At 39.8% G+C, this 24,268-nt stretch carries 14 protein-coding genes and 2 tRNA genes; 2 read left to right on the top strand and 14 right to left on the bottom strand.

Features of this window, described 5'->3' with window-relative positions:
* Positions 1-134: 134 nt before the first annotated feature.
* The 7 genes from KW136_RS01250 to pgsA form a co-directional block, all read right to left on the bottom strand.
* Positions 135-1,991, bottom strand: coding sequence for a DUF4422 domain-containing protein (locus tag KW136_RS01250; RefSeq protein ID WP_216796612.1), 1,857 nt, complete (start codon positions 1,989-1,991; stop codon positions 135-137).
* 68 nt (positions 1,992-2,059) lie between these two features.
* Complete coding sequence (locus KW136_RS01245) at positions 2,060-2,788, bottom strand: ABC transporter ATP-binding protein (RefSeq protein ID WP_216796610.1); 729 nt, start codon at positions 2,786-2,788, stop codon at positions 2,060-2,062.
* A gap of 14 nt (positions 2,789-2,802) precedes the next feature.
* The gene (locus KW136_RS01240; RefSeq protein WP_216796608.1) at positions 2,803-3,594 is read right to left on the bottom strand and encodes an ABC transporter permease; all 792 of its coding nucleotides are present in this window, start codon (positions 3,592-3,594) and stop codon (positions 2,803-2,805) included.
* A 4,524-nt stretch (positions 3,595-8,118) separates the two neighbouring features.
* Complete coding sequence (locus KW136_RS01235) at positions 8,119-9,183, bottom strand: glycosyltransferase family 4 protein (RefSeq protein ID WP_216796606.1); 1,065 nt, start codon at positions 9,181-9,183, stop codon at positions 8,119-8,121.
* Positions 9,184-11,633: 2,450 nt separating this feature from the next.
* Positions 11,634-11,707: transfer RNA gene (locus tag KW136_RS01230), tRNA-Cys, on the bottom strand.
* 7 nt (positions 11,708-11,714) lie between these two features.
* Positions 11,715-11,790: transfer RNA gene (locus tag KW136_RS01225), tRNA-Gly, on the bottom strand.
* A gap of 127 nt (positions 11,791-11,917) precedes the next feature.
* Complete coding sequence (pgsA, locus tag KW136_RS01220; RefSeq protein WP_216796604.1) at positions 11,918-12,514, bottom strand: CDP-diacylglycerol--glycerol-3-phosphate 3-phosphatidyltransferase; 597 nt, start codon at positions 12,512-12,514, stop codon at positions 11,918-11,920.
* A gap of 914 nt (positions 12,515-13,428) precedes the next feature.
* Between pgsA and earP the strand changes: the two genes are divergently transcribed.
* Positions 13,429-14,610, top strand: a complete 1,182-nt coding sequence (gene earP / locus KW136_RS01215; RefSeq protein ID WP_216796602.1) for an elongation factor P maturation arginine rhamnosyltransferase EarP — start codon at positions 13,429-13,431, stop codon at positions 14,608-14,610.
* A gap of 96 nt (positions 14,611-14,706) precedes the next feature.
* Positions 14,707-15,264 (top strand): elongation factor P, encoded by a 558-nt coding sequence (gene efp, locus KW136_RS01210; RefSeq protein WP_216796600.1) that lies wholly within the window; start codon positions 14,707-14,709, stop codon positions 15,262-15,264.
* 1,126 nt (positions 15,265-16,390) lie between these two features.
* On the opposite strand, the gene nagZ is transcribed toward efp, so the two are convergent.
* The 7 genes from nagZ to lepA all read right to left on the bottom strand — a co-directional run bounded on the left by nagZ (position 16,391) and on the right by lepA (position 24,226).
* Positions 16,391-17,395 (bottom strand): beta-N-acetylhexosaminidase, encoded by a 1,005-nt coding sequence (gene nagZ, locus KW136_RS01205; protein WP_216797387.1) that lies wholly within the window; start codon positions 17,393-17,395, stop codon positions 16,391-16,393.
* Between the two features lie 308 nt (positions 17,396-17,703).
* Entirely contained in the window at positions 17,704-18,456 is a 753-nt protein-coding gene (gene pdxJ / locus KW136_RS01200) for a pyridoxine 5'-phosphate synthase (protein ID WP_216796598.1), read from the bottom strand.
* Positions 18,453-19,256 (bottom strand): DNA repair protein RecO, encoded by an 804-nt coding sequence (gene recO / locus KW136_RS01195; RefSeq protein ID WP_216797385.1) that lies wholly within the window; start codon positions 19,254-19,256, stop codon positions 18,453-18,455. The genes pdxJ and recO overlap by 4 nt, the downstream gene beginning before the upstream one ends.
* Positions 19,257-19,305: 49 nt before the next feature.
* A complete protein-coding gene (gene era / locus KW136_RS01190) occupies positions 19,306-20,220 on the bottom strand; it encodes a GTPase Era (protein ID WP_216796597.1) in 915 nt (304 codons plus the stop codon).
* Between the two features lie 127 nt (positions 20,221-20,347).
* A complete protein-coding gene (gene rnc / locus KW136_RS01185; RefSeq protein ID WP_216796596.1) occupies positions 20,348-21,451 on the bottom strand; it encodes a ribonuclease III in 1,104 nt (367 codons plus the stop codon).
* 50 nt (positions 21,452-21,501) lie between these two features.
* A complete protein-coding gene (gene lepB / locus KW136_RS01180; RefSeq protein ID WP_216796595.1) occupies positions 21,502-22,413 on the bottom strand; it encodes a signal peptidase I in 912 nt (303 codons plus the stop codon).
* A 19-nt stretch (positions 22,414-22,432) separates the two neighbouring features.
* Entirely contained in the window at positions 22,433-24,226 is a 1,794-nt protein-coding gene (lepA, locus tag KW136_RS01175) for a translation elongation factor 4 (RefSeq protein ID WP_216796594.1), read from the bottom strand.
* Between the last annotated feature and the right edge of the window lie 42 nt (positions 24,227-24,268).

Genomic DNA, 24,268 nt, shown 5'->3' with positions numbered 1-24,268 from the left:
TGTAGAATTAGTTTATCGAACGTAGCTTCAATGCAATTGGTAGTCGACTCAGTTCTTGAGGTATCTGAGGCAGGATCACATACATACCTAATAAAATTACTAAACACGCCACAACTAATAGCGCCCTTGCCCACTTACACGATCTTATCTCGTACCCAGAACAGTTGTCGCTGCAACGAATTTGGCATACACCTCCAGATCTTGCGAGCTAATCTATAACAGCGACTTCGATTTATGCCCGCGTCTAGAGTGGGTGCGGTAATCTGACGGCGCTCAACTACGGCCTCATACCAGAATGTATGCCGCAAATAATACCAGTAGAAATGCGCGAGTGGTACAGTAGGATTATTCCAAGGCTTCGCTTCAAAACCAGCGTAGTGAACTATTTGAGGAGCCGCAAATGCTTCACACACTTTTTCCGCTAGATTTGCATCTAATCCAGGTATCACATCCATCGATGCGTTAACGACATTCCAACTTAAGTCCAAAAACTTGACTCGTCCAAGTAAGCACTTGTTAAGTACGTCTTGATCGAGAAACCAGTAACGTTTTTTTATAAGTTCGTTATAGGCGTGCTCACGGAGATTCATAATACGCAGTTCCTCGAGATCTATGACAATTAGACCAGCCTGGAAATATTCTTTGCCCCGATTACCCATGCTAAGCCAGTCTCGTAGATAATCTCCCGCGCGTGCGCCACCAGCCTCTATTAGAGCTGGCACACCTTTTGCTGCAAAGCTTTGCATGATGACGTCAGGTACTGCTCCGATAACATACCCATTAAGATCGATATCATAAATCGTAGATAGATCACCAAGCACAACTGTATCTGCATCAACATAAACAACACGGTTATGATTAGCAAGTAACTCCCCAAGACTTAAGCGATACAGCGTAGCAGCAGAAAAATGTGCATGTAGCGGAATATCGACGAACATATCTGAACATGGTAAGAAGGTAAGACGCCCACCCCCATTTAACCGAACTTGCCGTTTAAGCAGCATCCGGTGATTATCGGAAATGCCGCCGTCAAGCACTACTAGATCCAGCTCCCGCTTTGGATCTAGGTTAGCCTGTAGTGACGTTACGAAGGTCGCTAAGTGCGGTACAAAGTTATCATCTGATGCCGTCACAACGCTAACCACATTAGCAGCTGGCCGCTCGGGCACAAGACACTCAACCCGTTTATCCCGAATGAATACACGCTCGAGTTCAATATAAGTGGCTGAATTAGCGAGGTGCTTTCTCGCAAATACATTAAAGAGACGTTCAGACATGTACCCAAAGACACGTTGTGCGGCCAATGAATAGTTAGTTAAATCAAGCCGGCGCTCGACCTCGAATAGAATCGAAAAGACCCATTGGCAGTATTGCTTAAAAAGATCGCGATACAGAACAAAAATATTCGTAAAGTAACCCTCATGTGCATTCATGATCAAATCAAAATGCTCTACATCCGTCGGATATAAATCAACGATAACAGCTCTCAACACATCAAGATCTGCCCCGTAATGATGGGCAGCCTTCATATAGTGTGTGCGCAATGTGCGCCTTCCCACATTGCGCACAGACCATTTTTTCGGTAACACAGCAAGCAATCCAGGCTTTGATATCAATAGCTCTTCAACACGTGCAGCTGTTAGGCCAAGGTTTTCTATGGTTTCTTTATCAAGGCTGGAATAGTTTACACATCCGTGCCTGTCGGTTGCGTGCCTTGCACCGCTAAAATCTAGAAAACGCCGATAGTGCATTAAGCCGATCCACTGGGCATCATGATCATTTTTCCAAGCCCAGTAAAGCACGGTTAATTCGCAGAAGGTTTTATTTTTATGTGAAATATTATCCCTGGAGTCATCTCGTCTGAATCCTAGATTCACAGAAGAATGACTAGCACCTACTTGGATTGGCAAGAAGCACCGATCCGACACCGATGGTAGTCCAGGTTTATGATGGCAAACATAGATATGTACTGGGCTATTCGTCGCGGACATGACGGGAAGATCCGTTAAGTAATACTTAAAAGATGAGTATAAGATACTTGACGAAACTGTGCGCCGGGCTAAAGAGATTGATCTACTGGCACTTCTGTCAGCATACCTCTCTCAAGCACGATCTTGCGATTACAGACTTTTTGAACAAGTGGAGCCGAGTGCGAAGCCATCACAAGAATAGATGACTGCTCGACAAGTAAATTTAGACGGTCGGACGCTTTCTTGTTAAATGATTCATCGCCCACTGAGAGCCATTCATCTATAAGCAGAATATCGGGGTGCACTGCTGTCGAAACTGAGAACGCGAGACGTAAAACCATCCCACTCGAATATGTCCGAGTAGGCATATCTAGATAGTTCCCTAACTCGCTGAACACGGCTATTTCCTCTATTTTCTCTTCGATCTCACTTGGGCGCAGCCCCATTACAATCCCGCGCAAGAAGATATTTTCGTATCCGGTAGCCTCAGGATCCATACCAAGAGATATGTCGAGAAGCGATCCGATCTTTCCTTGAACGTCGAGCGTGCCTGACGCTGATGCATAAACCCCAGATAAAACCCGTAGCAACGTAGTTTTTCCTGCGCCGTTATGGCCCACTAATGCAACTCTGTCACCAGCCTTAAATTCGAAGCTTGCGTCGCTCACAGCACGTACAACTACATACTTGCCAGCATCGTTCGCAACGAGACCACCGGTAGTTGCACGTAATACCGTCTTCTTCAAAGAGCGGTGCGATACATTAAAAATTGGAAATTCGACCGTGATATGTTCGGCGAAAATATGTATGGAATTCATCAACAATCCTATTGTCAAAGCCAGTATGCAATGCGCTGTCTGTAGCGAGATAGAGATAATGAAGCTATTACACCGAAAAAAACGATTGCTCCCAGCATCCAGACCCAGGACTGCAGTGGTGGCAGAGTGCCGAGTAGTGGGTCGCGTACTACACTAATAAGGTGCGTCGCTAGATTTAAATTCACAAGCCATAAGAATTGATCGCCAAGTGTCTTTGGCTGCCATAGGATAGGAGTGACATAAAAACCAATCATTATGATATTTTGGACAACTGGCTGCAGATCGCGAAAACGCGTGCACGGAATAGCAATACATAGCGAGGCAAAATAAATTGCTATGCTAGCAAGTAGTAAGCCCGGAATAGCTACAAGCGCTGTCCACGACCATCCAGGACCGATAAATGAGATTACAACTGCGACGACAAGAAAGTTGTGCGCGAAAATAATAAGATTGCGTATGACGAGCCTTAAAATGTAAGAGGGTACCGGCAAACGCGTCTGTTTCATTATTCCTGCGAATTGTGTAAAGCCTATGCACGATTCATTAATTTGCATTGAGTAAAATGACCAGACTACCTGTCCTACCGCGTAGAAAGGCAAGTATTCTTGAATCCTCATATTAAAGATCAGCGACCATACTATACCGAGCGTTGCAATCAAGATACTGGTGCTCAGCGTCATCCACAATGGCCCAAGCACTGAGCGGCGATAGCGCTGCTTAATGTCATACCACGCGAGTAAGCCCCACAGATGGGGTGCCTTCACCGTATCCCAAAGCTCGTTCCTACGAAAATTTATTGGTCTCATAAGTTGAGATATGGTTGGTTCTATTATTTTCACTCGATGATAATGAGTGCAATCTCCGCCGGAAGCAGGCTACGATTACAAGTCATGAAAATGATAAACATCTTTTTTTCTTTCACTAGCTCAAATCAGTTGAATATATCGCCGAGCCGGAAAACATTTTGATAAAATTATTTTTTATGTATGCGGCAGCCTTTGCTAGGTAACTAATGCGCGCGGCGATCAATATACGAGACGCCCAAACTTCGCAGAATCTAAGCTTGAGCAGCTCAACTCTTAAAAGAGCCGAGGTAGCATTAAATAAATTTAAACACTAGTTACAGCATACGTGCGCGAAATACACTCGCCCGGTAATATAGCTATCTTTCCATGAATTTAGTAGAAATTAAAATTATATTTAAACATCTGCTGAACAACTCGTGGAATAAAGTCTCTCGGTAGCTAATGAGCCCTTTTTGAGAAATCTCCAATACAGATACCTACTAACTACTGCCTTGTAAGCCGTAAGAACATAGATCTAACATACCCCATTACCTTGTTTATACGAGCCGCATAAACTCTACGCCTTTAGATAGAGAATTGTTTAACCGTACATCAATATTTTTTACCTAGTAGAATGCTGTTGTTGAGTAATACAGCTGCGGAGTTGTAACCCTAACTATAACTCACGTTGTTGTAGTTGAAATCCAATGAGTTCTTCTAAAGCTGAACGCTTTTGAAATACCTGGTCATATAGATTGATGAGTACATATTACTATTGTCAATAGTCTATACGCTCAAAACGACGATCAGCCAATCGCTGATCTAACTATTTATCTAACGTGTAGAGAGGCGTTTCCTTGCTAGCTAAGTAAGGAAGCTAATAAATAGCAATAGGAGTAAATACGGCATTTTAAAGCGCAGGCAAGCTTCTTATTGAGTGAATGATCAGAGACAGGTAAGCGAATATTTTGCAGCAAAAATCGCCATCTGAAACTGATAACGACTTTACAAAAAATTTTTTGCTTGTTCTATAAGCTCACTAACCTTAATATAGGCTGATAAATAGCATATGCGCATATTAGATTATTCAAGTCTCTCTGAGCAGAGTAGCATGGACCATATCGAAAAATATGAATTTTAGGCGCATATTATATAATAGTCCTCATTAATAACACTTTGTCTACTCGCTTCGATAGTCCTCCAGACTATATAAAATACTATGCCAGTATTAAACATACCTAAAATAGAGTAATACGAGATCTATCGTACTTAATGTTCATTAAGTATAAGCCCTTAACTAGGCTAAAAAATTTATAGCTAATCTCTCTGAGTGGTAATTATAAGAAACACAAAATATTTATAGATTTGCAATCTACATAAACCTTAGATGTTTTACCTACTAAGAAATACCTATAAACTGCTATCCTAAGATTAGGCTCTCTATTCAAAATATTATAAAATAGTAAATATTAGTTAAACTTATAGTTTAGATATTATATTTTTCTATAAACATATATTTTATATATTAACTTCGGTACAAAATCTAATTTCTGTTCATAAGACCCTATGGTTATAGGGAATTATATTCCGACTACGTATAGTACGGCACTATTCTTGGTAAGAAGTGACTTTATATAGGTTTATATATTTAACTCAAATAATATAATCAAGGGTTTTATATAGATTTTATCTCAAGATAAGCTGAGTAGAGATACTAAAGGTAATTACTATCAGATTTCTATTCAAAATTAGTAATACTTTTTAAGTAAGTTAGGTATAAATATTTTTCTATAAGCTTGAATTTTTAATATCAAAATTATATTTATATAACATATCTTATGCACCATAAATATAAATTTAACGCTCATCTATAAACAGCGTGTAGTGTATTTATTAAAAGTATTTAACTTATTTTAAATACTTTTAATAATCTCATTTAAAATATTGGAAAGGAAGTATTAATTACCCAAGTTTTGGGATATATTTAAACTTTTAATAGAAATTACGCTCCGAACAAAAAATAGTGTATTAACTAATGTATAGTAGACTAATGAACTACTTAGTTTGTAACTCTATTATAATTAGATATTTACAATACTTTTGCTTAGCTATAACTAGCGCCTGAATATTTATTAGAACAATATAGTACGTATTCTATCCTAGAATATATGTTATATATATACATACTTGTTTAGCGTAGTTATACGATACATACGAAAGTGTATTTCGACATGAGTCATATAGCTGCATAGCTATTTTTGCCGCCTCCAGTCTAGACTAGAGGCGGCTGTTTTATAACAGCAGTACTTATTATACATATAAATACTAATAAGTATATATATACTAATACTTTGTATTAATATTAACTATATAGTTTAAATATTTTTAAAATATATAAAGTGATTTTTTGACGATTAGTAGCGTATATTTTAATATTACAGCTTATGCGCTTAGAGAATATAAATTCTAGGCATATAGTAATTTTTCTGAAAGTCAGATGTATCTACAATATGGTGTAAATACCGCCTTATATTCAGTAGATAGCTATACTTAAAATTTATACTGCTTTATAGTAATATAAGTATAAATATTAATTTAAACATAAATAGGTTATTCGAAAATCATACAATATATTTTTTATTTAATATTTCATACTGTATAAATAACTATTTTAATTCAACAGCAAAAAATATGTTAAATATTTTATATAACATATGTCGTTTTAGTCGCTATAAATCTCTATGATTAATGTAGCTAGCATATTTTATTCTAATCTAGAATAAACAAAAATTTATAAAAATAGAAAAATTTTTTTGTGAAATACGATTTATAATCGAATTATAGCCCTTATAAATCTTCCTTAGAATATATTCAATAGTTGAACTATTGGCGGTACTGTAACTATACTACTATAGTAGTATACTAAAAATAATACTTTATTTTATAAAATAATTTTATGGGGTATAGAATCATAATTCTTGGGTTTTTATCCAACCTACTTAATTTTATTAAAAATATAATTTGAAGATTATATATTACTAATCTCTTTTCTTATTAAGATATATTTATCGAACACCGCCAACCTTAACCAAGGCATAGAATATAGAAATTTTTATATAAGTTGTTTATAAAACCTTCTCATTTTATAAATTTATATTATTGAAAGCACTTATACAATCCTTATATACTTATAATATTGTATGTATCTAAGCGATGTAGCGTACTTTAGTTAATTAATATATCTATCTGCGAATATTTACATATATTTTATGAAAATTCTTAGCACTATTTAGTGCAATATAGTATATTATCATTTATATAAATATTTTATTAACTTTTATATGCAACTTATTTAGTAGACATCTAGGAATTTTGCAAGTTTTTTAAAAAATTTAGTTTGACTTGTTAAGTAATATTACAATGTTTGTAATATTAAAGATTTATATAGGGCAAATTATACTGTTTTATATAAACATAGGTTAGTAGGTAGTTTTAAGTTGTTAAAATTACGCTTGTGTAATTTGTTTAATATTTATTAAATAATTACTTGTCGTTTACCAAAGATATTTTTATAAGTTAAATCTTATTTTTTATAACTTATACTATATTAGTAGTATATAATACTATTATATATATTTTTTAAAAATATAAATACTCATCTGGTAAAACTTTAGTAACTAAGACTATGTTAAAAACATATTTAGCACTATCTTTTAGGGATAAAAAATCTGATAAAAGAGTAATCTGTATTATTTTTGAGTAGTACCTGTATTACATATTTTTCTATATATGAATTTATTAGCGGTAGGAAATATAAATATATACTTATTAATAAGTTAATTAAAATATTTATTCTGAAAATTTATAATTTTTCTATTGCACGAGATAAACTTTCTACTTTAAATTTAAAAAAATCATGCACGTATCAATGGTAAGATTCACGAGGAAAGTGCTATATAAAAAATAGAGAATTAGAATTCTTTATTCTATCAAATTTCTATTGCTGCAATATATAGCCAAGTGATATAAACATCTACCGCTATTAAATATCGTTTAGAGTACTTATTTTAGTCCGGCAGAGTAAATAAATAATCTTCTTTATTAGACAGTAAACAAAAATAAAATAAGGAAAGCCTTATAATATATAGTATTGCTATTTAATTTGTTCCTGTTTAATAGATCTAGTAGTTACTAGAAATAGTAAATAATATACAGTTATGCTAATGGTAATAATCTATTATTAGTTATAACTGACATAAGACTTATTTGAGATGTTTAATATAACATAGCGAGTAAGTAACGCTAATCTATCGCTCGGATCTTAAAAATTTTTATAGAGCTTGCCGCAATATTAGACTTTAGCTACTTTTCTTTCGAAAGGTGTGCTACCTTCTACTAAACAGGCCGCTTTTCGTTCGGCTATTTTAATAGGAGTACATATAAAAAATCCTTGGAATATAGCATTAATCACAGCATAAAAAATATTTGTAATAGTAAACCTATAATTTTTAGAAGAGATTAAATTAATGAAATTAAAATGCCCTCTTATCGCACAGTAACTTCGCGCATTATTGTGCGATGACTGTAATGTAGTAGTTTCTCGTACACATGAACGTAATGTTGCGCCATTATCTTCGATGTAAAGCGAGCCTCGAAAGCTGCTCGCACACCAGCTCGTGATAGCGTGTGTAGCTGATTCACTGCAACGACTGCGCTTAACTCGTCTTCAACAACAAAACCCGACACGCCATTCTCTATTACTTCCGGCACTGACCCGCACTTAAACGCTATTACTGGTGTGCCACAGGCCATTGCCTCAATCATCACTAGGCCAAAAGGCTCTGGCCAGTCGATCGGAAATAATAATGCATGTGCACCTGATAGAAATTTTGCTTTTTCAGTCTCAGAGATCTCACCGATATACTCAACATGTGGTAGTGACATCAATGGCTTAATCTGTTCCTCATAATATGTACGATCAGATTTATCGAGCTTCGCAACAATTTTAATTTTCATAGCGCACTGTTGTGCGATCCGGATAGCGGTATCTAGGCGTTTTTCCGGAGAAATGCGTCCGAGAAAAGCTAGATAGCTTGGCTTAATGTCGGTACACGGCATTAATAGATCGATGGGTAGACCATGGTATACAGTTGAGAGCCAATTAGCCTGCGGTAGCGGATTGCGCTGGTTATCGGAGATTGATACAACCCGAACATTTTGAAATATGTTAAAGAGCGGCTGCAGCTCAGGCAAGTCAAGCCGGCCGTGTAATGTCGTTAAATACGGTATTAACTGGCGTGAAAATAAGGAGAATGGATAGTAGTCGATATGGAAATGTAGTACATCAAACTCTTTTGACCGTCGCCACACCTGCTCAAGCAGCAACATGTGTGGCGCCATTGTGTCGCGAATTAATGGATCTAGTCGTAAAGCCTGGGGCCATACTGCATCGAGCTTAGCCGATGTCTTCGAATCTCCACTAGCAAATAGTGTCACACTATGTCCGAGTTCAACCAAAGCCTCGGTTAAATAGGATACAACTCGCTCGGTTCCACCATATAGTTTTGGTGGAACCGCCTCGTGTAACGGCGCAATTTGAGCAATTCGCATGTCGGTAAACTCCTAAAAAGTTAGGCGCAGTGACTGCTTTAGTTTGACACGGGTTTAGAACCTAGCTTGCAACTCGGAACGAATGCTTGCACTAGTAGTTCAAGCATTCGTTCCGAGTTGCAATAGCACGGGTACAGCTTACCCTTATATTGACTTGTTTTTTATGCTCAATGGCATTGCGTATAAAATAGTATGCAAGCCATAAATCCTTAAGAGATTAAGCTATTCACTATACGGAAATACTCTAGGGCTGTTCTAGACTTGATGATCAATTAGTTATACAGCAAAACTTTGGGTCTGCATTCCAAAGTTTTTACTTATTAAAGTGTTTATGTACTTTACGGACCTTATTTTATTAGTCTGTTTTAGATTATTTTCAGAGCCGATAAAGCGAGCTGAAAGGTTAAGTTGCATGACTTAGTGCAATACACTAAACTTATTATTATTCGTTATAGGCAGATCTTCATAGTATCTTAAAATACTTTAGTAATCGTATAAATGCGATTGCGATAATTTTCTCACTCTATTATCTAGTAATTAGCCGTACTGACAGTAGTCTCCGGCATTTTAGAGAATGCACTATTTAATAAGCTAGCCCAACAAGGGATTGCCTCGCATTATATGATTTTATAATATAAAACGCTTGCTAAAGCGCCGAGCGCCAGTCGATATGATAGAGATACCAAGTTGGGGGCATGCAGTGATTATTATTTTATTAACCTTGACGAGAGCACTCACCTCAGTGACTATGGTTAGTCTACCATAAAGTATGAAGCTACACTTAATTAAAATCAACAGATGATAACAGCAATAGATTAGATAAAATAATATGTGTGGCACCGTTACTACGGTAGTAAAAGTACTTGCTCTTATATCGAGCTGCATATAAGAATATTGCCTGCGTCTAACCTAATTTTTGTCTAGCGCCGAATTTGCTTTACGTTGAGCTGAAAGCTACTCTCCCATTTTTACACAATAGCTTTGTTAAAAAAGGGGGGGCTGGAGAGAGTCCAGATACTCTTTATAGTCCACCGTATATGCAGCCTCATCCATCTAGAAATACACTAGGCTAAAATAATATAGCATCTGAGTTGGCTGCTATATGCAGAAAGTCTGTCAACAGAAAGTATATAAGAGCAATAGAATGCAGGGTAAGCTACTGTGGTACGTTATATGCCTCATAAATAGAAGCAACTTTTAAATTAAATTTAAGTAGAACTTATCACCCATGGTTTTAGCTAGTTTAATAACTATCAAGCCCCCTCTATAGGCTTAAACTAACAAAAGTTACGGCGATAGTAAAATGAGCTATAGTATCCCGTACCGAAAGTCTAAGGTAGTATTACTCAAATAGTTCAGATATGTATTACTATAAAAGTAGCTTGACCAATTAGACCGATTAATCGTATCTGCATATCTTTTACCCTAAATCAATTGTTTTATTACTAATCTTGTTTAGCAGATCTAAAAACCTCAATGATCAATGAGAGATGCAATCAAAGCGCAGAACGCACCGCACAGGGAGGTTTAGTGCTAATCCTATATAAAACCCTTCTATAAATCTTAATAGGTAAGCTACTGCATACCTTAACCATATAAAGCGTTTATTATTTATAAGATAATTACCTGCAAAATAGGTGCACAGGACTAGCATCAACGATAGCCTATCGACAAATACAAAGACAAAGCTAATTGGCTATCCACTGTAGCAGCAGGCTTCTATATTTACTACACACCCCCTATATACACGAAACTCTATTTTTTAAGCCCGCTTAGATATCTTTATAACGCACGATAGGCGCACTTCTAGGGATGCGTTGATACATAGGGGGCGTCAGTGTTTTTATCAACGCCTCAGGGTAAACAATAAATAAGGATGTAATCTGCATTATATGCAACTATATAGTTTGTAACTGTACATTATTACTTATTAACAAGGGCTTTTGTAACAATCCCCCTAAATTTTGTAGATATAGTGACTTTTAACCTAATAAATCCCGTAGATTTCATTAAATTAATTTATTTATCTTATATAGATCGTACCCCCTAGAGCGGAGGGGTTCACTGCTAGCTATTTATTAAACTGCTACTCAAGAAAATAAAGGCGAACAATGCGTTGTTCGCCTATGCTAACGCTATAATTAGCGTGGCGGCGGGAGCGCATAATGTTTTTATTAATAACCCGCATACTAGGGGCGGTTCTAAACAATAATTACAGTATTGTCTCGACAGACAGCCACACGATAACACTAGCATCGCACCTGGGTAGCCATAAACATTAGATTCGATAAATTATCTTGATACTTCCTATAAACACCTAGGATAGTTTGTACTAAAATAGTGCATGGAATTTTTATGTGGTTTTAATTTAGAACCCCCGTCTTATCATACTTAATCTATCGTTTATTCTTTTTTATTGCTGTTGAATTTATGCCTGCAGAAAAATACAATGGAGGCGCGAGCCGGAGTCGAACCGGCCTAAACGGCTTTGCAGGCCGCGGCATAACCGCTTTGCTATCGCGCCGCAATTTTGGAGCGGGAGACGAGTCTCGAACTCGCGACCTCAACCTTGGCAAGGTTGCGCTCTACCAACTGAGCTACTCCCGCACAACTCTTGTATTTATTAATGCTTTTGACTTTCCAGAACGGACTTAGCATTATGTCCAATATAGAGTGCGGTGTCAAGAATTAGGGTCGATATGAGCGTTTATGCAATCGGAATTTTTATATTCCATCATACCTTTATACTTTTTTGATCTCTGATTTGAGGCCAAGCTAGCTTCATATAATACAGCATCGACCAAATTGTCAGCAGCGCTGCTAAGTAAAGCAACAACCCTCCTAAAACACGAGTATTAACCGCAAACCATCCCAGCACCCTAATAGGCGCGTAGTACAGCAACATCGGGATTGCGATCATCTGGCACGCAGTCTTAAATTTGCCTAACGAGTTAACATATACTCTCTCAGATGCACCAACGTTCGCCATCCATTCACGCAGAGCAGAGATTGCTATTTCACGCCCTACAATCACTAAAGCAATCGACGCATCAAGTCGAATCAATTGCACTAGGACTAATAGCGTGGCGGTTACCATTAATTTATCCGCGACTGGATCAAGAAAAGCTCCGAATACAGAAGTTTGATTCAGCTTGCGCGCTAGGAATCCATCAAACCAGTCGGTTAAGGCTGCCAGGGTAAAGATAGCCGCGGCTATTTCATTTTTATCCTGCAGGGTTAGTATTATATCCGGAAGATAGTACACGCCAACGATTAACGGTATTAGAACAATCCGTAACCATGTTAAAAAAATCGGTAAATTGAAGGGCATTGGGGCAGACTGGCGATGAAAAGTTGCGCACAATTGCTATTGTGCCGCGTGATCAGACTCCCCACAAGAAAGCACCCGTCGTCGACTGTTCTGAATGTAATTAGCGATAGATTGGCTTATTAAGTATATGCGATGTGCTTTTTAGCGATAGTTAATTCCTTAACGCTGTTAGATATCACATAGTAAAGCCTATCAAAGCGCGTAAGCAATCGCCATTGACATTTACCTCGACTCTTTGGGTTCTTCTAAATACAATCGGTAACGAACCTTGGAGGGGTTGGTCCGCATTCTGGTGATAACGATGCGCTAGGACTCATCGCGGATCTGCGCAACTAATGTCAGTTTAGCACTCTCTCTACTAAAATCAAGCGATGGTCGACGGTTCAAAAAGATCAGTATCTTAATACCCGCCTTACGACCCTCACATTTTGTAGAGCCGACTAGCACTCTAATCTCTAAATTTCGTAACACTATCTTAATACTTCAATAAAATTATACTACTAATAGTAGCGCCCCCGCTTCAGAGCAAATTACTGTAATCTTAATTCGAACAACTAACTGGACCTATTTATGTAATGCGCGAGTGGTGACTGGTATCTATTACAAAATAGCCTATAATAGGCTTACGTTACTTATGTACGTACAGCACGGAGCCTTGCGTATTGTAATAGCGATATATACCTAGAAAATTCGGAAATTGTGTAGATAATACGTTTCAGGTCAAAACCCGCACTGGACTTAACAACGAACTAACGTTCAAATAATTTGAATATAAAAACAATACCAGATTAGGTCTATGCGCCGCATGGAACCTATACCTTAGAACAAGAAGATAAGAAGTCTAGATCATTTGTTAAAAGGTTTAAGCATCATGTGCGTTCTTATATCCTTCCTACCTAGCTTTGCTTATTAGCATGCGTTCAACGATCGTATGCCATATTTTTTGTACGGTTATCGACAATTTTGGCGATGCTGGTGTCTGCTGGCGGCTTGCTCGGCAGTTAGCGAGTGAATATAGCTGGAAAGTTCACCTATTTATTAATAAATTAACCGTACTCAAACACCTAGCGCCAGGGCTAGATTCTAAGTGTGAGCAGCAAGTGCTAGCTGGCGTCGCTATCGAACATTGGCATAATCTCCGGTTTACTAAACCAATCTCAACAGTACTGAGTGTTGCTAATGTTGTAATTGAGGCATTTGCCTGCCATTTACCACCACTATATCTTGCCGCGATGGAGAAATGCCCGTCACGGGTAGTTTGGATTAATCTTGAATACCTGTCGTTCGAACACTGGGTAGCAGACTTTCATTTACGCACATCGCCCCATCCTCGCTATGCGCTAACGAAAACGTTTTTCTTTCCTGGTTTCGACACGCATACCGGTGGAGTGCTTTGCGAGCAAGATTTAGACGTGCATCGTTGCAATTTTATAAAATCGTTAGCTGCAAGGGAATGCTGGTGGTCGACTCTTGGGATACCCAAGCCAGATCCAAGTGCTATAAGTGTATCCCTATTCTCTTACGAGAATCCTGCCATCGACGCTCTTCTCGAGCAATGGCGTGATGGAACAGATCAGTTAGTTCTGCTCGTTCCAGAGGGAAAAATATCTAGATCTATAGCACGGTTTTTCGGTCATCCTATAGGATCCCGAGCATTCGCAGCAGGCACAAACGTGAGCACATGCTCACTAAGCATCCATATACTTCCATTTACCGACCAGCTTGGCTACGATAAGTTGTTATGGAGCTCCGATATTAACTTTGTGCGTGGCGAGGATTCGTTTGTGCGTGCTCAGTGGGCACGAAAGCCATTTATCTGGCACATATATCCGCAGGCAAATAATGCACACCTACAAAAGTTAGATGCGGCACTTACTCGTATTGGCTTGACGTTAGAATCGCGCCCGCGCGACGCATTAATACGCTTCTGGCATGCATGGAATGGTAATCCAATGTATAAAATTCTAGATTGGCAGGATTTTATTCAGCATCGAGAAGTTTTTAGGTCACGCGCATATGCATGGGCGGATGAGCTGGCTGCTATAGGTAATCTAGCTAAAAATCTGTCTATATTTGTCCAAAATACACTAAAATAGCGAGCTTCCTAGATTTTTGGATTGCTTACCGGACTACCTTATGCGGGGCTTTCGGTTAGTCGTTCATCGTGCCCATTTATCGGATAGGATAGTCTTATGAAGACCGCTCAAGAGTTGCGTACTGGAAACATTATTATGATCAATAATGCTCCTATGGTCGTGCAAAAAACCGAATATAACAAGTCAGGCCGCAATTCCGCGGTTGTCAAGCTAAAGCTAAAAAACTTACTGACCAGCGCTGGCAATGAATCAGTATACAAAGCCGATGATAAGTTCGATATAGTCATGCTCGACCGAAAAGAAGTTACCTATTCGTATTTCTCCGATCCAATATACGTCTTTATGGACGAGAACTATAATCAGTACGAAGTTGGAAACGAAATAATGGGTAGTGCATTGTTCTATCTTGGAGATGGCATGACCTGCGAAGTCATATCTTATAACAATAAGGTGATCTCAGTTGAGTTACCAACCACACTAATACGAGAAATTGTCTATACGGAACCCGCAGTTAAAGGCGATACCTCTTCTAGTAAGATTCTTAAGAATGCTAAACTAGCTACTGGTTTTGAATTGCAAGTTCCATTATTTTGTAACATCGGTGATAAGATTGAGATTGATACTCGTACACATGAATATCGCAACCGTGCGTAATAGCTTCTTGCGCCTCTCTAATTCTATATAGATTCAAGCCGGCTAATTAGAGCAGCTCTTATACTAGAAGACTCATGACATACGTTTGTACAAAAAATTACTTGATAATTTTTTAAAGATTAAAGTAAATATTACTTATTTAAATAGTATTTATTTGCACTATTAATGCAGTGTTTAAAAAATAGAATTACATATAGCGCTATACTAAAAATCATGATCTATTAACAATAACTCAACCAGACTCTGTCAATAGCAGATAACCCTGGGTATTGAGTACTATAGTTTTGTTGACGCTAAAGTTGCGTTTATACAAACGTATATTATATATTTAGCGGCCTATTCTTAATATAGTTTTATTCGCTTGAGCGTATTGCGTAAATTAATTGTACAGCATTTAATGCTGTCAAAGCCAGAGTCCGTGTTACTACTATTATAGTAGTTTACATACTGTAATAAAGGCGAGATTAAAAATCTTATACTGCAGTATTATTTATAACTTACTAATTCGGTGAATATTTATAGATTTTAGCGTTTATTAGAAAGCATTTTGATTAATATCTCTAGAATAATACATACTATTCTAGAGATATTAATATATTTCAGTCAAAGGGTTAAAACTATTAAATAGACTGCCGAAAGAAATAATCTATTTGATAAAAATCAAGATAGTCAAGCTGAGCCGAACTATTGGTACTTATACCGATAGTAAAATGCATAAAAACACTATTCGCTTACTAACTTAGTGTATTCGACAAAAAGAATATCGAAAGCTAGAAAACACACTAGTTATTAACTGAATCAGTTTGCTTCCTATAGTTTATAAAAAATATTTTCATGAATTCTAGATGTACCTCTATTCTATCAAATAGAAGTACATCTCTACGGATCTAAGCGAAAACGTCCGAATTATTACTATAATGCTTCTTTTGAGGGTAAACTTAGTAAAAACATTAAAGCCATAGACGCTTATTTTGGAGATAAAATGCGCCGGGTCAATGCTACAATAGCTTAAATCTGTTTCTCGTCTATTGCTCTAGATTTAAATTATAGTTTCCTGTAAAATGTCAAGTAAAAACGATGTATAGTGGTAAGCCTCCCATAACAGGCCTTAATATACTCCTCTTTTTCACTCTAGACTATCGATCAGTTTGAGCGCCTGGCAATAGCTAGGTTGACGAACTAGATCACTCCATTTTAGCGGGCTACCTTGCGGTATCAGCTTTTTAATACGCCCTTGAGAGGTAGTATCAATAACACGCATACGCAAGTACTCAAGCACATCATCAGTTTCCTCTGGATGATTGCAAATAAGAACCATACCGCATCCAGCATTGAGCGCCGCATGCGCAGCTTCAGCGGTAGTGCCGACTTGGCGAGCTGCCTCCATCGATAAATCATCACTGATGATCACGCCATTAAATCTAAGTCTACCACGCAGGATTTTTTGCAGCCAAACAGATGAAAAGCCAGCTGGCTGATCGTCGACAGCGGGATAAACAACATGCGCTGGCATCACTGCATGCAGCGATAGGCTTAACCAATGATATGGCTGCATATCATAAGCGAGAATTTCGTTGAGTGTTCGAGCGTCAACAGGCATCTCAACATGGGAATCTGCTTGTACATAGCCATGCCCCGGAAAATGTTTGCCGCAAGCTGCCATTCCAGCCAATGCTAAACCATACATAACGCTTTTAGCTAAGAGCGTAACAACATGAGGATTCGGGTGGAACGCACGATCGCCAATTATTTTAGAGCACCCATAGTCTAGATCGAGTACGGGCGTAAAGCTTAAGTCGACACCGCTCGCGCGTAACTCTGCTGCTATTACATAACCAATCGCTGTAGCTATTCGCATTGCTGCAATCGCATCGTTGTTCCATGATATGCCAAGGGATCGCATCGGCGGCAACGACGTAAATCCATTACCCTGGAAACGTTGCACGCGTCCACCTTCCTGGTCTACTGCAATCATCACATCATTGCATACATCTCGGATAGCGCGGGTAAGCTCAAGAAGTTGCGCGCAGCTAGTATAATTACGGGTGAATAAAACTACTCCACCAGTCAAAGGATCACTAATTCGACGGATATCGTCATAATTTAACGAAGTACCAGCAATATCGAGCATTACTGGAGCATATTTATACTTACAATTGTTCAACTTACGTTCCTGGAACCGGTTATATGCGCGCCTATAGCAACACCGAGACTCATCTATCGATAGATGGTTTATAGATAACGAAATAACAAAAAAATACTTTACAATTAGGATGTTCTAATGCGGATATGCGTAGATTGAGTGAGAGATCCGCTTATCTGCTATTTGAGGTTCGTCATATATGGTAACAAGTCACACAGGCAATACAGAAAGCGAGTTGTGATGTTCGCTAGTTCTTTATAGGTCATGTTTTGCAGAGCGACTTTGGTATACTTTATCTACACACGTGCCTTGGTGATAATCGCCTTCATCTCATGTACAGCGTTTTCCCATCCCGTGAAGACCGCGTGCGCAACAATAGCATGACCAATATTTAACTCAGTAATGCCATTAAGAGCAGCAATAGACTGTACATTGGTATAATGTAACCCATGGCCAGCATTAATTTTTAGGCCTAGAGACTGCCCTAAGTCGACGCCCATAGCAATCCGATCAAATTCTTGCTGTCGAAGAACGTTATCGGCTGCATTGGCGTAGCGTCCGGTATGTAGCTCAATCACCAGAACACCACTTTCGTGGGCTGCCTGAATCTGTTCTGGCTCAGCATCAATAAATAGTGACACCCGTGTGCCTACATCTGCTAGCTGCCAGCACGCTGACTTCACTGCATTGAAGTGTGTCACTACGTCTAATCCACTTTCAGTAGTCAACTCGACACGCTTTTCCGGTACTAAGCAAACGTTATGTGGGCGTACATCACAGGCGATATCTAGCATTTCTCGAGTTAATGCACACTCTAAATTCATGCGGGTTTTAAGCAAGGGCCGTAATGCGTATACATCGGCATCAACGATATGTCGACGATCCTCGCGCAAATGCAGCGTAATTGCATCTGCACCAGCGGCTTCAGCTTGGAGCGCTGCGCGCAGCAGGTCAGGGTATAGGGTGCCGCGCACATTACGTAATGTGGCAATATGATCGATGTTAACCCCTAATTGAATTGGGGGGTGCAGTAATGGAGAAACATTCATAGGTTTTGAAGATCAATCAAGATATGGCGAGTAGAAAGTGGCGTATCACCAAGATAAGTATCCAATAAAAAACGCATTAAGGCTTTGCTTTGCGCAATAGTTTTCGCACTTGAATAATCATCGCGCTCCATGTCAAGTAGCGTTTGTCCAGCAATAACTGGCCCTCGAAATGCGTTCTTCTGAGTCTTAAGCATCTCTACGTCGCATAGACCTTTCTCCGGATCAAATACATATGAGCGGCCAGTTACAACACTTTGTCTAGTTACGGTCTTGTCAAGTGATGAGGCAAAGCCGGTCTCACGCAGTAAGAGGAGTTCGAACGAACGTAATACCTGTACAGCTGGTTCTTGATGTGCAAGCCTCGCTAACGTTAACAAATAATGATCAAATAGCGCAATGTGCGGATCTTCCTGTGCACAAAATCTAACAAGCAACTCGTTGACATAAAAGCCACACAGTAGTGCATCGCTAGCGAGAGGGCGCATACCGCCAACCCATTCGGCCTTAGTAAGCGTCCGCATTTTAGACTTTCCAGCCCATGATAGCGCAAGCGGCTGGAAAGTCTGCAGAACGCCGCGTAGGGCTGAATATGGTCTTTTAGCTCCCTTCGCTAGGAGTGCGAGACGACCATGTGAGCGGGTGAATGCGTCGATGATAAGACTTGTTTCTCGATAAGGATAGGTGTGCAATACGAAGCCCAACTGCTCGGCTATACGATAATCCGAATACGACTCAGTAGTACGGAAACGAGTCAGTACGCTGCAACTTTCCATCGACTTTTGTGCAGGGTCACCTGACATGGCTAACGGAACAATATCAGGAGCTTCACTGGAGTGAGGTTGTTTAGATTCATCTAGATGAATCATCCGCACCCCATTTGTACTCATGGGCGTTTAATCTCGCTTTAATGTCTATACCGACGCTCTTAATTTTAACGAATGTCTCTAGATACACTGGGGCATTAAAGAGCTTTGTCATACTAATTCGAGCCTCAGTGTTAATCTGCTTTAGCTTTTTGCCTTTTTGCCCAATAATCATCGCCTTGTGGTTATTACGATCGACAAGAATTGTCGCGAAAACCCGACGTAGGCGATTTTTTTGTTCGAACTTATCGATTAGTACTGTACTTGTGTATGGTAGTTCATCTCCAGTCCAGCGGAATATTTTTTCCCGTAGGATCTCTGCTGCCAAGAATCGCTCACTGTGGTTAGTTAGTTCATTCTTATGATAAATAGACTTACCGAGTGGTAAGAATGACTTCAGGATCGCTAATAGGCGCGTGATATCTGCCATCCGCCTAGCGCTCATCGGTATGATGTCAGGGAACATACATAGTGTTGATGTTCTTTTTAAGAATTCAAGCAGTGCGCTTCTATCCGAAAGCTTATCAAGCTTATTCACGATTAATATTACTTTTGCTGTCTTTGGGATTAATTGTTGTACTCGACACTCGTTCAGACCGTAACGGCCGGCCTCGATCACAAATAATACGATGTCTACCGAAGCCAGTGTCGACATAAGCGTGTGGTTTAGTATCGGGCTACCCTGAGTCTGGAAACCAGGGGTGTCACTAAAGATAAATTGTGCATTATCCAGTGTCCGAATACCGATAATGCGGTGCCTTGTAGTATGCGCTTTGCGTGAGGTAATACTAATTTTTTGACCAACTAAAGCGTTTATTAGCGTTGACTTTCCAACATTTGGGCACCCGACAATTGCGACAGTGCCACAGCGGAAACCGGTTGGTTCAAGAGTAAAATTCATAGCAAGCGGACCCACAAGAAATACCTGCTGCTAATATGCGTATATAATACGCGCTTATGGCGATCCATTTTAAAGTCAAGGTGAAATCAATCACCTTATATTACGATAAAAAATTAAATGGCTGCAGTTATGTACTAGTATCAGTCTTGTGAGGTAAATGCGACTCTATGTCAGGCGTCTCATGGAGTACCCGTAGGGGTTTAGTTGGTGTATTAAACGCAGTAGTCACGGGGATTGCTGGGGCTACCGTATTTAATAAGACATCTAATGTTTTAACCGCAGTGAGATTTTTATTAGTATATGTAACGTGCATAACTTCGGCATCGTTCAGACTCTTAACGTCACTTGCATACTTATCATCACAATTCGCCTGCTGCATTGCCTGCATGACTTGTTCGGCGAGCTTTTCCAGACGCTTAGCCTTTCTGCTCAACACGGGGCGGGGATTAAATACGCTGTTTAGCCTAGAGTCGTTTGGCTGTGTGTTATTAGGCGCTAAATTGGCGATGAATTTTTCTGCTTTCTTCGGTTGCTTTAACTTACCGAGCGGGCGCCGTGCTATTATCGTTATTGCTTCTTTAAGCGCCTTACTTGCAGCAGTCTGCTCGGCAGCTCGTCGACTAACACCAGTGCCGCACATATGAACATCGAGCTCAGGAACTACGCACTCGACCTCAAACTGCTGCTTATGTTCGGCGCCAGAAATCGCGATTACCGCATAGCGCGGCAATGCAATCTTATTGCTTTGAAGATACTCTTGCAAGAGCGTTTTAGCGTCCTTACCTAAGGTATGCAGATCAATTTGATCTAAAATAGGAGCATACAATCGCTGAATCACCAATTGGACTTGGTAGAATCCTCCATCTAGAAAAATAGCGCCGAGCAATGCCTCAAAAGCGTCTGCTAAGATTGATGGCCGTCGGAATCCACCGCTACGGAATTCTCCTTCACCGAGCCGCAATGCCTCTGAAATATTTAGCGTCTGAGCAATTCTGTATAGCGACTGTTCCTTAACTAAGTTTGCCCGCATTCGAGACAAATCGCCTTCGTCGAGTCTAATAAAACGTTTGAATAAAATAGCCGCTACCACGCAGTTGAGAATAGAATCGCCAAGGAATTCAAGTCGCTCATTATGCGTGATACTGTAGCTTCGATGGGTCATTGCCTGCTGTAATAATTCCGTGTTACGAAATTTATAATGCAGCCGACTTTCTAGCGGTGACAAGGACATAGATATAAGTATAGCGCAGGCCACAGCTTAAACGGAGCAATTATCTCACTTTATTCGAAGAAGCCAATTCGCTTTAAACTTGAAAAGTTTAGCCAGATGCAAAACGCGCGACCAATAAGATTGCGGTTAGGTACAAAACCCCAATACCGACTATCTGCACTATTATCTCGATTATCGCCCATGACAAAATAGTGGCCAGGTGGCACCTTACAAATCATACCGTGGCTGTTATAAAAACAATTTTTCCGATAAGGATAATCGTCCGTCTCAATTAAGAATGGGGGTATAGCCGGATCGTTTAACAACGCGTGCCGCTTATGCCCAAGCGCTTCAAGATACTGCTTCACGTACTTAGGGGTCTGCCCGAGTGATATTGGGCTATTATCTAAATAATCTGAAATAGGCGTCTTGGGTACCATCTTACCATTAATCATGAGGCGCTTATCCTGATACGAGACTATATCTCCAGGTAATCCGATAACGCGCTTGATATATGCGATTGACTCTTGAGGGGGGTATCGAAATACCACAACGTCGCCCCGCTGGGGATCTCGACCAGGGGTAATTTTTTTATCGATAATTGGTAAGCGGATCCCGTAGTTATATTTATTAACTAAAATAAAGTCGCCGACAAGCAGCGTAGGCAACATCGAACCGGACGGAATCTTAAATGGTTCGACTATAAATGAACGCAGCAAGAATGCTACTAAGAGCACTGGAAAAAAGCTCGCTGAATACTCAAGCCACCACGGCCGGCGCAGCGTTTCTTCGCAAAGCCTTGCCCGCTCTCGAGTAGCATTTTCGCTAATAAAAAGCTTCTCTAGTTTCTCTTGCTGCTGATCGAATGTATACATTACTGCATTCGCAGCCCGCTGGCGTCGAGGTAGAAAAATTAGTTTATCTGCTATCCATGCAATACTAGTTAATACAACTAAGAGGAAGAAGATCAGCGCAAAATTCATGGAGGATTCTATCCTGGGTTTATTTGTCGTCGACTTTAAGGATAGCTAGAAATGCCTCTTGAGGAATCTCGATACTACCAACCCGTTTCATCCTTTTCTTGCCCTCCTTTTGCTTTTCAAGTAACTTTTTTTTCCGAGTAATATCTCCACCATAACACTTAGCTAGCACGTTTTTACGTAACGCTTTAATATTTTCTCGTGCAATAATATTCGAACCGACGACCGCTTGTATTGAAACATCATACATTTGTCTCGGAATGATCTCGCGCATCTTTTCAGCTACTTGCCGACCACGAGACTGCGATTGAGAGCGATGTACAATCATTGATAACGCATCAACAGTATCGCCGTTGATAAGCATATCGACTTTAAGCACATCCGATGCCCGATATTCTTTAAACTCATAGTCCATAGATGCATAGCCGCGTGATATAGACTTAAGACGATCAAAAAAATCTAGAATAATCTCAGCCATCGGTATTTCATACGTGAGCTTCACCTGGCGACCATGGTATATCATGTTAATCTGATTACCACGTTTGCTTGTACATAGATTGATCACTGCACCGACATAATCCTGCGGCATATATAGGTTGATAGTCACAATCGGCTCACGAATCTCAGTAATTCTAGATGGCCCAGGCATCTTCGATGGATTTTCAACTATTACTATCGATCCATCTTTAATAAGCGCTTGATAAATAACGGTTGGTGCCGTCGTAATCAAGTTCATATTGAATTCTCGCTCGAGTCTTTCTTGAACAATTTCCATGTGTAACAAGCCTAGAAAGCCACATCGAAAGCCGTAGCCGAGCGCTTGAGAGACCTCAAGTTCATATCGCAAAGACGCATCATTGAGCTTAAGTTTTTCGAGCGACTCTCGCAGAGAGTCGTACTGGTTAGCTTGAACTGGATATAGCCCGGCGAACACCTTGGGCTTAACTTCCTTGAATCCTGGCAGTGGTTTATCTGCCGGCTGTGTCGCATGGGTAATTGTGTCCCCAACCTTCGCAGCTGTTAACTCTTTAATACCAGATATTACAAATCCGACCTCCCCAGCAGAGAGAATATTACGGTTTTGTGATTTAGGTGTAAATACACCGACGCGCTCGACCGGATACTGTGCGCCGGTTGCCATCATCCGGATTTTATCTTTCGGGTGTAACACACCATTTATAATACGCACTAGCATCACAATACCAACGTAATTATCGAACCACGAATCAATAATCAGCGCTTGCAGCCGTGCCTGTGTATCGCCAATAGGCGGTGGTACTCTAGCGATTAGCGCTTCTAGTACATCCTGCACACCTAGGCCAGTTTTTGCACTGCATTGAACCGCGTCTGCAGCAGAAATGCCAATCACATCTTCAATTTCAGCGATCGCATTATGTACGTTAGCCGCCGCTAGATCGATCTTATTAAGTACCGGAACGACCTCAATACCTAGCTCGATAGCGGTATAACAATTTGCAACAGTCTGCGCTTCAACTCCTTGGCTTGCATCAACGACTAGTATTGCACCCTCACAGGCAGACAATGAACGACTAACCTCATAGGAGAAGTCAACATGCCCGGGGGTGTCAATGAGATTCAGGTTATAAATGCGACCATCCCGAGATAGATAAGTTAATGCGGCAGTCTGTGCTTTAATCGTAATACCACGCTCCCGCTCCAGGTCCATCGAATCGAGTACCTGCGTTTCTATTTCACGAGCTGACAAGCCGCCACATAGCTGGATAATACGGTCAGCGAGCGTTGATTTACCATGATCGATGTGTGCAATGATCGCAAAATTACGAGTATCACCCATTTAATGACGATCAATAAAAAGGAGTAGGCGTAAACAAAAGTA

Origin of the sequence: Candidatus Vallotiella hemipterorum (assembly GCF_910593725.1) — a bacterium.
In the GTDB taxonomy this organism is placed as follows: Bacteria; Pseudomonadota; Gammaproteobacteria; order Burkholderiales; family Burkholderiaceae; genus Mycetohabitans; species Mycetohabitans hemipterorum.
This window is presented reverse-complemented; position numbering and strand designations above follow the sequence as displayed.